General features: G+C 47.0%; 12 protein-coding genes. 2 read left to right on the forward strand and 10 right to left on the reverse strand.

The genetic code is table 11. The annotated features are described in order from the left end of the window. Nucleotides 1–77: 77 nt before the first annotated feature. The 4 genes from L4D19_RS17710 to torC all read right to left on the reverse strand — a co-directional run bounded on the left by L4D19_RS17710 (nt 78) and on the right by torC (nt 5,478). Entirely contained in the window at nt 78–644 is a 567-nt protein-coding gene (locus L4D19_RS17710; RefSeq protein WP_428453565.1) for a hypothetical protein, read from the reverse strand. 202 nt (nt 645–846) lie between these two features. After that, complete coding sequence (torD, locus tag L4D19_RS17715; protein WP_428453566.1) at nt 847–1,500, reverse strand: molecular chaperone TorD; 654 nt, start codon at nt 1,498–1,500, stop codon at nt 847–849. A gap of 208 nt (nt 1,501–1,708) precedes the next feature. Continuing rightward, on the reverse strand, nt 1,709–4,240 hold the full coding sequence (torA, locus tag L4D19_RS17720) for a trimethylamine-N-oxide reductase TorA (RefSeq protein WP_428453567.1): 2,532 nt from the start codon (nt 4,238–4,240) through the stop codon (nt 1,709–1,711). 71 nt (nt 4,241–4,311) lie between these two features. Beyond that, the gene (gene torC / locus L4D19_RS17725) at nt 4,312–5,478 is read right to left on the reverse strand and encodes a pentaheme c-type cytochrome TorC (RefSeq protein WP_428453568.1); all 1,167 of its coding nucleotides are present in this window, start codon (nt 5,476–5,478) and stop codon (nt 4,312–4,314) included. 199 nt (nt 5,479–5,677) lie between these two features. Here torC and torR point away from each other — a divergent pair, with 199 nt between their 5' ends. Beyond that, nucleotides 5,678–6,391, forward strand: a complete 714-nt coding sequence (torR, locus tag L4D19_RS17730) for a two-component system response regulator TorR (RefSeq protein WP_075767788.1) — start codon at nt 5,678–5,680, stop codon at nt 6,389–6,391. Nucleotides 6,392–6,864: 473 nt separating this feature from the next. On the opposite strand, the gene panP is transcribed toward torR, so the two are convergent. From panP to L4D19_RS17760, 6 genes are all read right to left on the reverse strand, one after another. Beyond that, nucleotides 6,865–8,514 carry a pyridoxal-dependent aspartate 1-decarboxylase PanP gene (gene panP, locus L4D19_RS17735; RefSeq protein ID WP_428453569.1) on the reverse strand — a complete coding sequence of 550 codons (1,650 nt, stop codon included), beginning with the start codon at nt 8,512–8,514 and terminating at the stop codon, nt 6,865–6,867. A 162-nt stretch (nt 8,515–8,676) separates the two neighbouring features. Further along, a complete protein-coding gene (locus L4D19_RS17740; RefSeq protein ID WP_428453570.1) occupies nt 8,677–9,660 on the reverse strand; it encodes a DUF2860 domain-containing protein in 984 nt (327 codons plus the stop codon). Between the two features lie 204 nt (nt 9,661–9,864). Then, a complete protein-coding gene (locus tag L4D19_RS17745) occupies nt 9,865–10,377 on the reverse strand; it encodes a hypothetical protein (protein ID WP_428453571.1) in 513 nt (170 codons plus the stop codon). A gap of 234 nt (nt 10,378–10,611) precedes the next feature. Then, nucleotides 10,612–10,713: a MetS family NSS transporter small subunit gene (locus L4D19_RS17750; RefSeq protein ID WP_428453572.1), complete on the reverse strand. Its 102-nt coding sequence runs from the start codon at nt 10,711–10,713 to the stop codon at nt 10,612–10,614. A gap of 2 nt (nt 10,714–10,715) precedes the next feature. Next, the gene (locus L4D19_RS17755; RefSeq protein ID WP_428453573.1) at nt 10,716–12,197 is read right to left on the reverse strand and encodes a sodium-dependent transporter; all 1,482 of its coding nucleotides are present in this window, start codon (nt 12,195–12,197) and stop codon (nt 10,716–10,718) included. A gap of 389 nt (nt 12,198–12,586) precedes the next feature. Next, nucleotides 12,587–13,189 (reverse strand): hypothetical protein, encoded by a 603-nt coding sequence (locus tag L4D19_RS17760; RefSeq protein ID WP_428453574.1) that lies wholly within the window; start codon nt 13,187–13,189, stop codon nt 12,587–12,589. A 146-nt stretch (nt 13,190–13,335) separates the two neighbouring features. On the opposite strand from L4D19_RS17760, the gene cydH reads away from it, so the two are divergent. After that, nucleotides 13,336–13,425: a cytochrome bd-I oxidase subunit CydH gene (cydH, locus tag L4D19_RS17765; protein ID WP_428453575.1), complete on the forward strand. Its 90-nt coding sequence runs from the start codon at nt 13,336–13,338 to the stop codon at nt 13,423–13,425. Nucleotides 13,426–13,432 lie beyond the last annotated feature (7 nt).

Below are 13,432 nucleotides of genomic sequence, written 5' to 3' on the forward strand. Positions count from 1 at the left end.
AACGAAGGCAACCTGTCAGAACAAGGGATTAAAACTGACAGGTTGCATCGTTAATTACCGGAGCAGAGTGTGTTGCATTACTGAATGGCTTTTACGAGTGTGTTGAGTTCTTCGACAAGCTGTTCTGTTTTCGGATCTTGCGCTTTCATGGCTACCAACATGTCTTCCTGTAGTTGATCTTGCTTGGCCATTAATTCTTTATCATCAAGAATAGCCTGGCGCTGTTCGGCCATTTTTTGCTTGGCTGCGGCGAACTCCTGGATAAGTTCACTGCGATCTTCTTCGCTGAGCGAAGTGTCTCTTACCTGTTCCTGGATTTCCTGGGCCTTGGTAATGAACTCTTCTGGCTCATAGCCAATTTCATCGGCTTTTTTCTTAAAGTCATGCTCAAGCTGTTTGGCCTGTTCGGCAAGCTCTGGGTTTTCCTGTAGGGTTTGCTGCCTGATACTGGTGAGATCACGCTGTATGGCGTTAATTCTGTTGACCGTCTCTTTTTGAGCTGCCGGTGAGTCAGCTGATACATTGCTGGCATTTACTTGCGGGGCCAGCAGCACCATGGATAAAAGTACCAGAGGCAAAGACATTTTAATAAACCAGCTCTTCATGACAGGGGATGGTTTCGTAATCGTATTAATATTATGCATTACTGATATCTCTTTGTTGTCTGTATGTCCTTAATTTAACGGAGCGCAAAGTGAGAAATGTCAGTTAAATGTCATGAAAGCTGTGCGTTAGCTGAACGGGAGGCGGGAAGCCGCGTGAAGTGAAACAGGCAGAAAAAAGCCGGCAATCCATCTGCCGGCAACATGAGATAGTGATTTCAGCCTTGGTGATGGGCTGATTGGATTATTGTTCTTCTCCCGCCAGGAAAGCGGTATCTAATTTACAGAATGCCAACAGCAGATTGACTGCAGCAGCATAAAAACCAAATTTATCTCGAGCGCTACATGCTTGGGCAAAGGCTGGTAACCAGTTCAGCAACATGGTTTCAAGGAATTTATGCTGTGCCTGCATGACATCTTCGGCTTTTTGCTCGTCTTCCTGCTGGTTGGCCAGAATGATCAGGTTGCCCATGAAGTCTAACTCGACGGCAATATGGTCGGCGGGTTCGTTGAACTCCTTACGCTGGGCAATATTGTAGTCAGCCATCAGCTTGTTCATATCCTGCGCTGGTTTGTCATTCAGCAGGCCACTTTCGCCAACATACATCGAAGCGTAGGGCAGGGCACCATTTTTAGGTGTACTCAGGAACAAGCCACAGAAATCTGCTGCCAGCTCAAGTTGCGCATCTTCTCGGGATTCTAGCTTTTTCAAAGCATCACGAAATGCTTCGACAGGTTGTTTCAGCTCCGGTGTCATACCAAGGCCTGACAAGAATGTGCACATCTCTCCGCCATGATATTCAGTGATATCTTCTTGTGTGAGTTCACGAGATAGAAGAGAAGACATCCACCAGTAAATTTCTGCACGTTGTTCGTTGAAAGCAATAAACTCTTGCATGGGTACTCCAGAGTAAAGCGTTCCGGCTTATAAGGTTTAAATTGTGATCCTGCCGGTTTGCATAAAACATATTCAGATAGAACATTAACTTACTGAATGATTATATGTGAATAGGCTCTTTATAGGTATAAAAGGTAATAAAAACGGGGCTATTCCCGTAAACATAATAGGCACCGGGGGCAATTAGCCCCCGGCAGCCAAAGTCAGCTTACGCCAGGTCCATAGCCGGGAATAACGGGTTAATGTCCGTTACTTCTTCCGGGCCGTTGAAGCCGGTGACAGCCGGTACCTTACCGGTATATTTTTCAATATCGACCAGCGCAGAGGCTGCCGATGTTGCCTGCGCCAGTTTCGATGAACCCACATCCTGAGTCAGAACGTTTGGATCACCGTAAGTACAGATTGTACCCGGCTTGCCACCTTCCAGTGGGCTGTACCAGGCGCCTTCGTGAATACGGCAAACGCCAGACTTGTAGTCATCGGTAACAACTGCACCGGCAAGCACCTGGCCGCGGTCGTTAAATACGCGAACAATATCCCCGGACTTAATACCGCGTGCTTTTGCATCTACTGTGTTGATGTAGATAGGCTCACGATCCGCGACAGAATAGGTTGCGCGGTGATCGGTTGATGAACATAGCTGCGAGTGCAGGCGATGTTTAGGGTGCGTGCTCTGTAAGTTGATCGGGAACTTGTTAGAACGCGGGCCGCCGTGGCTTCGCTCGTTCTTTTCAAACCACATTGGGTGGCCCTGACAGTCGTCATAGCCCATATCCGCAATAGTTTTACAGTAGATTTCGATCAGGCCAGATGCTGTACCTAGTGGCTCAAGATCCGGTTCCTTACGGAAAGACTCGTGGCGAACCCACTCTTTACCTGCTGGGAATTCGACAAAACCTTCGCCTTCCCAGAACTTCTTGAAGTTTGGCATACGCACGCCAAGGCCGCGGCCCTGCAGGCGAGCGCCGTTGTAGATGTGCTCGATCCATTCCATTTGCGTTTTACCGCCAGTGAACGCTTCTTCGCGGTCGTAGCGACGGCATAGCTCACGGAAGATATCGAAGTCATCTTTGGCTTCGAACATAGGGTCAACAACTTTAGGCAGGGCAATGACACCTGCGTTAGAGTGGTTACCGTACTGTTCGATGTCGTTACGCTCGTGCGTTGTTGTTGCTGGCAGAACGATATCGGCAAAACGACAAGTCGCCGTCCACTGGTGATCAACAGACACAACTGTTTCAAGTTTGCGCCACACCTTGATCATCTTGTTGCGATCCTGGTGGTGGTGGAACGGGTTGTTACCACAGAAGACCGCCATCTTCATTTCAGGGTACTTCACATCGTGGCCGTTCCACTGAATGGTTTTGCCTGGATTTTCAATACAGTCAACGAAACGCGCGACAGGGATGTAGGTCGAGAAGCCTTTGAACGAACCGTTGTGGATAGGGTCAACGCCAGTTACACCGCTAAAGCCTGACATCAGCGGACCGTTTGAGGTCGTCGAACCGGCATCGTTGTAGTGCCAGCCAAAGCCGAAACCACCGCCAGGCAGACCAATCTGACCAAGCATGGCAGCAATAACAACCAGCATCCACGCGTACTGCTCACCGTGCTGCATTCGCTGCAGGCACCAGCCGCCGATGATCTGCGTGCGGCCAGAAGCCATCTGGCGAGCTAGGGCGCGAATCTCGTCAGCCTTGATACCACAGATTTTTTCTGCCCATTCCGGTGTTTTCTCGACACCGTCTTTCTCGCCTGTCAGATACGGAACGAACTTGTCGAAACCTGTCGTGTAGTCTGCGATAAAGTCTTTGTTGTACAGGTTCTCGCTGTAAAGGGTATGAGCGATAGCCAGCATTAGCGGAACATCAGTCTGCGGGTTAACAGGCACCTGCTCACCACCGACAAGTTTCTGAGTATCAGAACGAACTGGATCAATGTAGATCACCTTGATCTCGTTGTTCTTCACTTTCTCGGCAAGCTGATGGTAGTAGGCATACGGACTGTGATCCGGTACCAGCCAGCCAACCTGCAGGTTTTTAACCGGATCTGAGCCCCAGATAACGATGGTATCAGAGTGCTCTAGAACCAGCGGCCATGAAGTCTGCTGTTCGTAAACTTCCATCGCACCGGCAACGTATGGCAGGACAACCTGAGCAGCACCGGTTGAGTAGTCACCCATTTTACCCAGGTAAGTACCGTGAAGACCGATAGCGCGGCTCATCATGGTACCGGCAGAGTGCAGTTTACCGACTGACTGCCAACCTGTGTGGCCAGCGTATAGTGCGCTAGGACCGTAGGAATTCTGAACGCGCTCCATTTCGTGATAGAAGAAGTCAAGCGCCTGAGACCATGGCACGCGCACGAAACGGTTATCACCGCGCTGAGTCGTATCAGACTTGTAGCCGTGTTTTAGCCAGTCGATACGCACCATTGGGTACTTAACACGTGCCGGGTTATATACAACCTCGCGGACGCCGTTGATCATGGTCGTCGGGTGCTTGTCTTTCTCGAACGGAACAGTATCAACCCAGACGCCATTTTCTACTTTTGCACGGAATGCACCCCAGTGAGAGCCTGAAAGCACGTCTCCGGTGAATGTAGCTTTAGTGTCAGTTGCAGCCATTGCTTTGCGTGGAGCAAGCAGGCTTGTGCCAACCACAGTGGCAGCACTTGCTGCAACCATACCGGACAGGAAGCGACGGCGAGAAACGCCTTTACTTAGAATTTGAGTCGCCATAGTTAAATCCTTAAATTAAAATTCTTTTTCGAAAGGCGGTGGGCATCGTGTTACCCACCGCGCATCAGGAATTAGTGCGCGCCAGCGCCGCCGGTGTCTTTACCGTGGTTCTGTAGGTACTTCAGCAGAGTACGCTCTTCGGTTTTACTAAGACGGTAATAGGCACTCATCGCATTCAGGCCAGAGATCCAGCCGTTAGCCGTGAAGTGTGCCGGGTCTGGAGCTGCATGGCAGGCATTGCATGTTGAGCCGTACATGTCTTCTGCGTAGTTCCAGATTGGCTGGATGTTGTCGATCATGTCTTCAGCTGTGATCCAGGCTTCCACCGATACGTGCTGCCATTCAATGTCAGTAGCGCTGTCAGTTTGCTCTTCAATCAGCTGCTGAGTGGCTTTAACATCGCCGCGAATGGTGGCCTTGAAGACGCGCTTGCCCATGTATTCGGTCATTACGCGGCCCTTGCCAGATTTTTCAAGCCAGCCGTCAACCTTGATTTTCAGCATGTTGTCCTGGCGTTCAAGTACTGTCACTTCCGATGCAGGAAGCAGTTTACCTTCGGCTTTGCCGTTAGCATCGGCAGAAGCGTACAGGTCTTTCTCACCCAGCGAGTACAATGTCTCGGATGCGCCACCTTGTGCGTTTGCTGTCGCCTGAAGCTCCTGGAAGTCTTTCTGGAAACCGCCTGCCATGTTTGGCAGTTCGTGGGCGATACCTTTGTGACACTCAATACAGTTCATGTCGGCAGCAGCGGCTTTTTTCATTTCCATTGCTGCTTTTGCCGATTGTTTGCTGTGATCCATATCGTCGTAAGAGTGACAGCTCTTACAGGTTTTGGATTTCTGTCCACTCATTCGATCCCATACCGCCTGGGCCATTTCGAGACGGTGGTCTTCGAATTGCTCCGGTGTATCAATCTTACCTGTCACGAAGTGGTGGTAGAGATCTTTGGCTGCTTCGAGCTTGCGGAATACTTTGCCCGGGAAGTCTTTCGGTTGGTGGCAGTCAACACAGATTGCCTGGACACCAGAAGCATTTTTGAAGTGAACGGTTTCTTTGTATTCGTCGTAGTTCTGCTGCATGGTGTGGCAAGAGGTACAGAATTCGATAGTCGAAGTGACTTGAAAGCCCTTGTGGACAACAAAAGTGCCCGCAAGTGTAATACCGATACCGACTAAAACCAGTGCAAGAATTGGATACTTGCTGCTTGGTTTAATCAACTTTTGCCAAAGTTTTTTCATAGTGGAAGATTCCATAAAAGAATGAGTGTCTGCCGTAAATAACGGTGACGTATAATTTTTTATGGTTTAATCTTAATTCCGCGATATGAATAAGGATATGGGTGGCGGTTAACAGGATAGTCGGCTTTATGACAAATTGTTAATAACCGCGTATTGTGCTACCGTTTTAAAGACTGCCGAAATAAATAAAGAGATAAAAATGAGTCATCACGTACTTGTTGTAGAAGATGAGATTGTTACCCGCACTAAGCTTGTCGGGTATTTTGAAAATGAAGGTTACAAAGTAAGCCAGGCCGAGAGTGGTGATCAAATGCGTGAGATCATGGCTAGCGAAAAAATAGATTTGGTGATGCTTGATATTAACTTGCCAGGTGAAGATGGCCTGTTATTAACCCGTGAGCTGAGAAGCCGTTCAGAAGTCGGTATTATTTTAGTTACCGGACGTACCGACAGTATTGATCGTATCGTCGGTTTAGAGATGGGTGCCGATGATTACGTTACTAAGCCTTTTGAACTGCGTGAGTTGCTGGTGCGAGTGAAAAACTTGTTGTGGCGCATATCTTTAGTAGAAAAAGCGCGCGACGAAACCATGGTTGAAATGCAGGAAGACAGCATCATTCGTTTTGGTGACTGGCAGTTCGATATCAACAAACGAGCACTGACCCATAACGGTGTTCCGGTTAAACTCACCAAGGCTGAATACGAGCTATTGGTTGCATTTTCGTCTCACCCAAATGTCGTTCTTAGCCGCGAACGTATTTTGAATATGCTCAGTCATCGCGTCGAGGCACCTAATGATCGCACCATTGATGTACTGATTAGACGAATGCGATCCAAGATGGAAATCGACCCGAAAAATCCACAAATCTTTGTCACAGTCCACGGTGAAGGTTATATGTTTGCCGGTGACTAAATCAGTCATGATTGTCGAATGAATATTCAAATTATTATTCCGGCAGGCTGAAACAATTTGAAATATAAAAGCCGATATACACTGTATATCGGCTTTTTTATTGGCTTGATAAAGGTACTTTTATTGATCTTGGTCAATGGTTGTTAATTGTTATTAACAAACAGGTTGTGAACTAATTGTGGTTTTATTGAAAGTGTTGATGTCACAACGGTTTAAATTTTAAAAATCAATATGCAAGTCGTGTGTTTTTTAAATAAATTTATATGTTACACATAGAAACAAATGTCGAGTTTTTCACTTATTGGACTGTTAGCCGTTTATATTGCGAGTTGCGAAACGTTGTCGACAGATTGGGTTGGGCGAATTTTAGCCAGTCGGGTGGTTAAATAGTGGGCGTTCGGCATTGATAAAAAATAGCCAGGCATTATTTCCTGGCTATTATATATCTCTCATTTTAGCAATTTCGGCAGCCGTTATTGTTTATCTAAAATTGTCTTAGTCAGTGAGACAATTTTTGGAAAACTAAACTCGCTTTCAGCGGCAAGCGCCTGTTGCTCGCAAAGCACATCGTTCAAAATTTTATCTGTAGTCAGCGGGTTGGCGAGGACAACTCGAAGTACCGTCGTGATCTTCCTTTCCCACTTCGCTGGGGTCAGGCGAGTACGCGAGACAAATGACTTACCTGATTCACGCTGTTTTTTCTGAATGAACTTCGTCAGGTCGTTCAGTGCGTCCAGTAGTTCTTCTCTTTGCGCCGGCGTGGCGATCTTAAGCGCGCGCTGGGTGGCTTCAGGAACATAACGGTAGGTCAGCAGACACAACTCGGGTTCTGAAATTAGCTCGAAGTCAGGATGCGACTCGATGAGTTGGGCAAAGTACTTGGCCTTTTCGATGCTGTTGTTTATCAGCATCTCATAGCCTGGACGACTAATGATGTTCATGCTGGCAAACAACAGCATTGCCATTCCGCTTCGAGAACCTTCCAGGGTATGGCTACCAAGGTCTTTTGAACCTTTACGCAGGATATACTCGGCATGGTGTTCGATGGCGGTCATCAGCGCAGGGTTCTTGAATATGACCATACCAGCGCCCATAGGGACATAAAGCTGTTTATGGGCGTCAATCGTTACCGAATCAGCGCGCTCAATGCCTTTGAGAAGCGGTCGGTACTTGTTTGACATCAGGGTCGCACCACCCCAGGCGGCATCGACATGGAAATGGCAACCGTGTTGCTCGGCGATATCAGCAAGTTGCTCAAGCGGATCGATATTGCCTGTTTCTGTCGTACCGGCGACGCCGACGATGGCAAAGGGCTTGATGTTACGCGCTTTGAGTGAGTCGAGTGTTTTGTTTAGCTCATCGAGGCAAACCCGGTTATTGTCATCGGTCTTGATTGAGACGACGCTCTCACGGCCGATACCCAGGACATCAGCGGCCTTTTTCAATGAATAGTGGCCACGCTCTGATACCAACACCGCCAGATCATCATAACCGTAGTGTTTCATTGCTCGGAAAAGACCTTCCTGAGCAACTCCGCGAAATTCCCCGTCAGGCTTGAGGGTATTGTTGCGTGCAACCCAAAGGGCTGTGATATTGGCAACAGTTCCGCCTGAACAAAATGCACCGAGAGAGTGGTTGGCGCTATGCATCCACTGTTGGTAGAAAGCCTCTTCCTCATTAAAGATCAGGTTATGAAGCATACCCAGCACCTGGCGTTCCAGTGGGGTAAATGCTTTGGAGGTCTCAATTTTTACCAGATTCTGATTCAGCCCGATCATAATCTTAGACAGCGGCATCAAAAAGTACGGTAGCGCCGATGTCATATGACCAATAAAACTTGGGGCAGAGGTATGTACCGACTGTGCCACGAGCTTGTCGAGTAGAAAATGGGTATGCTCAGAGACGAAAGATGGATTCTCCGGTATATCAGCCGATAAGAAGTCTTTCTCGATTTCTGCAAGTGGCTTTTCACGGGCCGCAATGTGCGTCTGCAAAAACGCATTGAGGTTTTCCGATATCTCTTTCTCAATTCGACCTAATGTCGAATCGGGTGCCTCCGGCACGGTAAATATGCGATGCAGCGACTCTTCGGAAGCATCGGCTTGTCTATTATCAACTGCCATATTTAGCTGTTACTTAAGGTGAAAGTTGGCAAATTGTTGCTAATTTAATGCAATTTGCCATGCTTGTCCCGAAAAAAATGATCTCAGCTCTCTGTTCAACTTATCAGTAATAAGAGAGTTAGGGGTAAAAATCGGCCTTAAATGACCAATTTTGGGTTTGCATCAGAACTTATAATTGATACCTGCACTAATCAGCAAGGCGTCTTCGTCATAGAAGTTGATGTTGGAGTTACTCTCATTATAACCTGCCAGAGAGACGAGCCCCCAATTCTCCCAACCAAATGGTTCCTGGTATTCGTAGGCAAGAAATACACCCCAGCGATTGTCTTTCTGTCGTTCATTGAAAATGGGGTTAGTTTCATCGAAATCAGCCAAGTCATAGCTGAAAGTCAAAGCCAGGCTCGAACTTGGTAGCATTTGAATGATACCGATCTCAGCGCCGTATGTGTCATTGGCCATGGCATCGCCATCGGCTGCAAGACGCGTGTAGCTGACAGCAGTACGGAAAATCTGTTCCCGGCTGATTGGTTTGAGGTAGCTAAGCTGAGTAAACAGGATGTCTCCTTCACGCTCTAGCAGTGCCTGTTGCTCCGAGGTTAGAGTTTGTTGGCCGCTCTTCTCTGAGTCAATCTCCTGCTTGCCGCCTGAGAGCTCGACAGAAAAGTTAGAGCCGAGAATACGATCATACTGCAGACGTACGCCTTTTATCGTACTGTCGGTTTCGGTGCGTGGGCTGTTGGTGACAAAAGGGTCTTCCCACGTATCACTTGAGAGCAGGCCGGGCACATAGCTAATACTGATTTGCCCGTTATCAGGAATACGTTGGCGATATCCTAGCTCGACATGAAAACGTCCCAGTGCAACATCGGACCGGCTGGTACCAAAGTAGATTTGCCTGTCCGCCTGCGCCATGGTGTAGCTAATTGTTCCAAGCGGGCTAACGAAGCTATCACTCTGTGACTCACCGTTGTTGTCCAGATCTGCCGTGACATTATTGTCCGTATTAAATTGCGATGTGGTATTGGTGTAGCCTGCCAGTATCGAAATGTCACCACCAAAACCGGGTGACCATTGTGGCGGTCCTTGATTGGCTAAGACTGATGTTGAGACAAAACCGGCAACGAGGCAGAGTTTTATAGGCTTCATTTATTGCTCCTTGCAAAGCCATAAGATATTTAAGGTTATGACTTTATTAATAAAAAGTCACTTATACGCCAATCTAGAATACGCTATGTCATTGAAAGGTCAAATCACAAATTTGCTACTAGGAATCGTATGCTACGATATTTTCAAAAGGCGATGAGAGTATCACCGGGAAGAGGACAAACTCCCGGTGATTTGCGCAGAGGGTTACTTACATTCAATGGCAGCAATGGTCGTCATTTTTTCATTGTAAGCATTTAGCGGTTTGTCGATGTTGCCCGGATGAGTCAGCAAATCAGCAAATGCACTGCGTAGCTCATAGTTTTTTGGGTGTGGCTTGCTTTGACGATCATCGAAAGATTTCTTGGCAAAACGGCCGAGTTCATTATCTTGTTGGGCAAGGTTCTTAACATCTTGCTGGGTTAGTTTTAGCCAGCCTTCGATGGGTTGTTCCAGATCCAGCTGCTGTTTGTCGTTCTCCAGATACCAGTCAACGGCTTCTCTGTTTAATTCAAAATGGTGTTTGCGACCTTCCAGGAACCATTTACCGACCTCTTCAAGGTTTTGATCTTTCTTCACGGCCAGTTCAACCAGGCTCTGATACCACGATAGGGAAGCATCGACATACTGATGGTACTTGTCACTTTCACAACTGGTAGATGCCGCTAGCACAGACGACGGGAGTAGAGCGAGAGAGAGTAAAATAGCAGGTAGCTTCATTGCCTTTCCTTGAGTGCGACTTTGTTAATTATATTTGCTTGTGGGTGCAATTGTAACGATATGATAGAGATAAGGAAAAGGATTCTTTACGGGAATGAATCACAGCTAGCAAAGTTTTTGTCTCGGATCTGTACTGAGATGTTTAACAATAAGCGGCGGTTAAAGGGTAGGGTAGTCAGGTAAATATAAGAGGCTCCGAAGAGCCTCTATAAAATTTGTATCAAGCGAATACTGTTACTGGTTTTGTTTTCTCATGGCTACAGAGATGCAATATGCTGCTCCGCCCCATGTGGTGCCCAAACCAAATAACATCATGATGATTGCACCGAATGTCATAGTTATGCCTCCTGATGAGATTGTGGTTTAGATGCCAGGTTGATAATGACCGCAACAACAAACATTGCTGCCACCAGTCCCCAGCCCAGTACTAGTAGATCAGACATCGCATAGCCGCCATATCCGTCGTTGAATGTGTTGACAAGGTTCGTTGCCAAAATAACCGCCAGCATTGCAGGGCTCAGGAAGCGGATACATACCTCGAACCATTTGCCGATGCTAAACTCGGAGATGTTGTTCACATAGCTTCGAACATCGGCAACCTTGAACAGCCAACCAATAACCGCTAGTTCAATCAGACAACTTGTTAGCAGTGCTACGTTGTTGATGAAGTAATCGACCAAGTCTAGTAGCAGTAAGCCACCGTTGGTAGCGAAAGCCATTGATACTACGAAGCCGGTACCACAGACAATAGAAGCGGCTTTTTTGCGTGACCAGTTCAGTTTGTCAATGATGGCAGAGGTGACAGCCTCGATAATCGAGATATGAGAGCTCAAGCCTGCAACAACCAGCGCCAGGAAGAACAGTGGACCAAGGATATACGGAGCCGGTAACAGGTTGATAGCTGCCGGAATGGTGACAAATGCCAGACCAACCCCTGCTGAGACCACTTCAGTTAGCGGTTTCGCCTGCTCTTGTGCCATGTAACCAAGTACACCGAAAATCAGAACACCTGCAGTGATAGAGAAGCCACAGTTGATTAAAACTGTCATGAAGGCATTGTTGTTGATATCTGATTTTTCAGGCAGATAGCTAGAGTATGCAATCATGATGGCAAACCCGACACTCAGGGTGAAGAAGATTTGGCCGTAGGCTGCAGACCAGACCTTGGCATCCAGGATCTTGCTAAAGTCAGGCTGGAATAGATAGTTAAGACCATCTAGAGCACCAGGCAAAAAGACGATACGGGTAATCAAGCCGATAACCATCAAGAAGAGCAACGGCATCATGATCTTGCTTGCACGCTCGATACCGCCTTTTACACCGGTAAAGATGGCTGCAAATGTAATTGCCCACGCAATTGCCATAGGAATTGCAATGTGGATCTGTAGGCTACCCAGCTTGCTCGGTGAGTTGTCACCCAGCTTTAGATATTCGCCGAAGAAGAAGGCATTGGTATCGCTTCCCCAGCTCTGGTTGAAGGAAAAGCTTAGGTAAGAAATTGCCCAACCGATAACCGCAACGTAATAAACAGCGATAATCGCGGCAATAAACACCTGGAACCATCCAAGCCACTCTAGCTTGCCGCCCATTTTAGAAAAGGCACGGGGTGCAGCACCACGAAGCTTATGACCAAGACTGAATTCCATAATCATAAATGGAATACCGGCAGTTAACATGGCGAAAAGGTAAGGAATAAAAAATGCGCCGCCGCCGTTCTCGTATGCCATATAGGGGAAACGCCAAATGTTCCCAAGGCCGATAGCAGACCCTACTGCTGCAAGGATAAACCCTGCACGAGAGCCCCATTGTTCGCGTTTCATAAACATCTCCTTATGTACTGCAATACTCTATGAAACAAGTAAATTAAAGTGAATTATTCTAGATTTTTACTTCCTGAAACGTGGGATCTGGATTGAAAGACCACGTTAATAACTTGAGATTAACCATAGAAAATATGTAAAGCAATAGACTGTAGGTTTGTTAACTGCGTGATACCTTAGTGTTAACTTTTGTTCAAACTGCGATGCGCCGCGCAAAGATTACTGCACTATCATAGGTAGGCAGAGGAAATAACTGCATTTAGAAGGTTGGGTAGGGTGAAATATTATTTTTCCTGGCTGCCGATATTGACTGATAAATCATCAAAATACAGCGCTTACAGGTTGTCTGGTTCTATAAGGCCAGATAATCCGGCCTTTAGAACAAATACTCAGAAAGAAATAGTAACACCAACATTTGTTTGAAGCTGGCTAAGCCATTCCGAATCAATACTGATTAGGCAGGTTTGCGACCCCGTAGGCAGCTGGCAGATAGCAGAAGTATCACCGTCTATAAGGTTGGCAAGCCACCGGGCCTCAAAAACAAGTCGTGTGTTGTTGTTGATGTGGTATTCGAGGCCACCCAGGAGGCCAGCAGAGAACAGCAGATCGTCCTTTGACCATTCGGCATCAACGATAGTCGCGCCGAGGCTGGCGCCGAAGAAAGAGTCCCAGTGAGTCAATGCGTCAAAGCGAAGGCTGCTTTGAAGGTGTACATATGTAAATGAACCGTCACCCTCGATATCTCTGTATTCATTAGGCTGGTGGCTGACGAATAATCCGACACGCCCGAGATCCATATCGGTTTCAATTGCGATTGCAGCGTGGGGATCACTTTCAGGCCGGATCTCGATACCGTTTTCGTCAGTGATCTGGTTTGAGAAGCTATAGCCGATATAGGGAGTAAGGTAAATGGTATTTTCAGCGAAAGCTGAGTTTGAAACGAAGGATGCAAATACTGCGCCAATGAGAGTTGCAATTATTGATAGCTTCATTTTTTGACTCTATTCCTCTGATTCAACATATAACTTATTGTGACAGTAATCTGAAAATGATGCTTTTTAATTAGTCATAAGCTTGAACTCACCCTAAACTAGAGTTAAAACTATGTTAAAACATTATAGATAATGGGGATATAATTATGGATACTGACCTAAAGCTAGCGCTTTGTACTGTTGCAGTAGTGATGACAGTGTTGTTGAGCTTCGGCATTGTCTCAATTACTGCGTAACAGGTTA

Origin of the sequence: Photobacterium kasasachensis (genome assembly GCF_050336885.1) — a bacterium.
In the GTDB taxonomy this organism is placed as follows: domain Bacteria; phylum Pseudomonadota; class Gammaproteobacteria; order Enterobacterales; family Vibrionaceae; genus Photobacterium; species Photobacterium kasasachensis.

Coding starts and splice junctions, on each gene's coding strand:
- L4D19_RS17755 (WP_428453573.1), bottom strand. CDS start 12,197: ATGAAACGCGAACAATGGGGCTCTCGTGCAGGGTTTATCCTTGCAGCA.
- torA (WP_428453567.1), bottom strand. CDS start 4,240: ATGGCGACTCAAATTCTAAGTAAAGGCGTTTCTCGCCGTCGCTTCCTG.
- L4D19_RS17710 (WP_428453565.1), bottom strand. CDS start 644: ATGCATAATATTAATACGATTACGAAACCATCCCCTGTCATGAAGAGC.
- torD (WP_428453566.1), bottom strand. CDS start 1,500: ATGCAAGAGTTTATTGCTTTCAACGAACAACGTGCAGAAATTTACTGG.
- L4D19_RS17745 (WP_428453571.1), bottom strand. CDS start 10,377: ATGAAGCTACCTGCTATTTTACTCTCTCTCGCTCTACTCCCGTCGTCT.
- cydH (WP_428453575.1), top strand. CDS start 13,336: ATGGATACTGACCTAAAGCTAGCGCTTTGTACTGTTGCAGTAGTGATG.
- torR (WP_075767788.1), top strand. CDS start 5,678: ATGAGTCATCACGTACTTGTTGTAGAAGATGAGATTGTTACCCGCACT.
- L4D19_RS17750 (WP_428453572.1), bottom strand. CDS start 10,713: ATGACATTCGGTGCAATCATCATGATGTTATTTGGTTTGGGCACCACA.
- L4D19_RS17740 (WP_428453570.1), bottom strand. CDS start 9,660: ATGAAGCCTATAAAACTCTGCCTCGTTGCCGGTTTTGTCTCAACATCA.
- L4D19_RS17760 (WP_428453574.1), bottom strand. CDS start 13,189: ATGAAGCTATCAATAATTGCAACTCTCATTGGCGCAGTATTTGCATCC.
- torC (WP_428453568.1), bottom strand. CDS start 5,478: ATGAAAAAACTTTGGCAAAAGTTGATTAAACCAAGCAGCAAGTATCCA.
- panP (WP_428453569.1), bottom strand. CDS start 8,514: ATGGCAGTTGATAATAGACAAGCCGATGCTTCCGAAGAGTCGCTGCAT.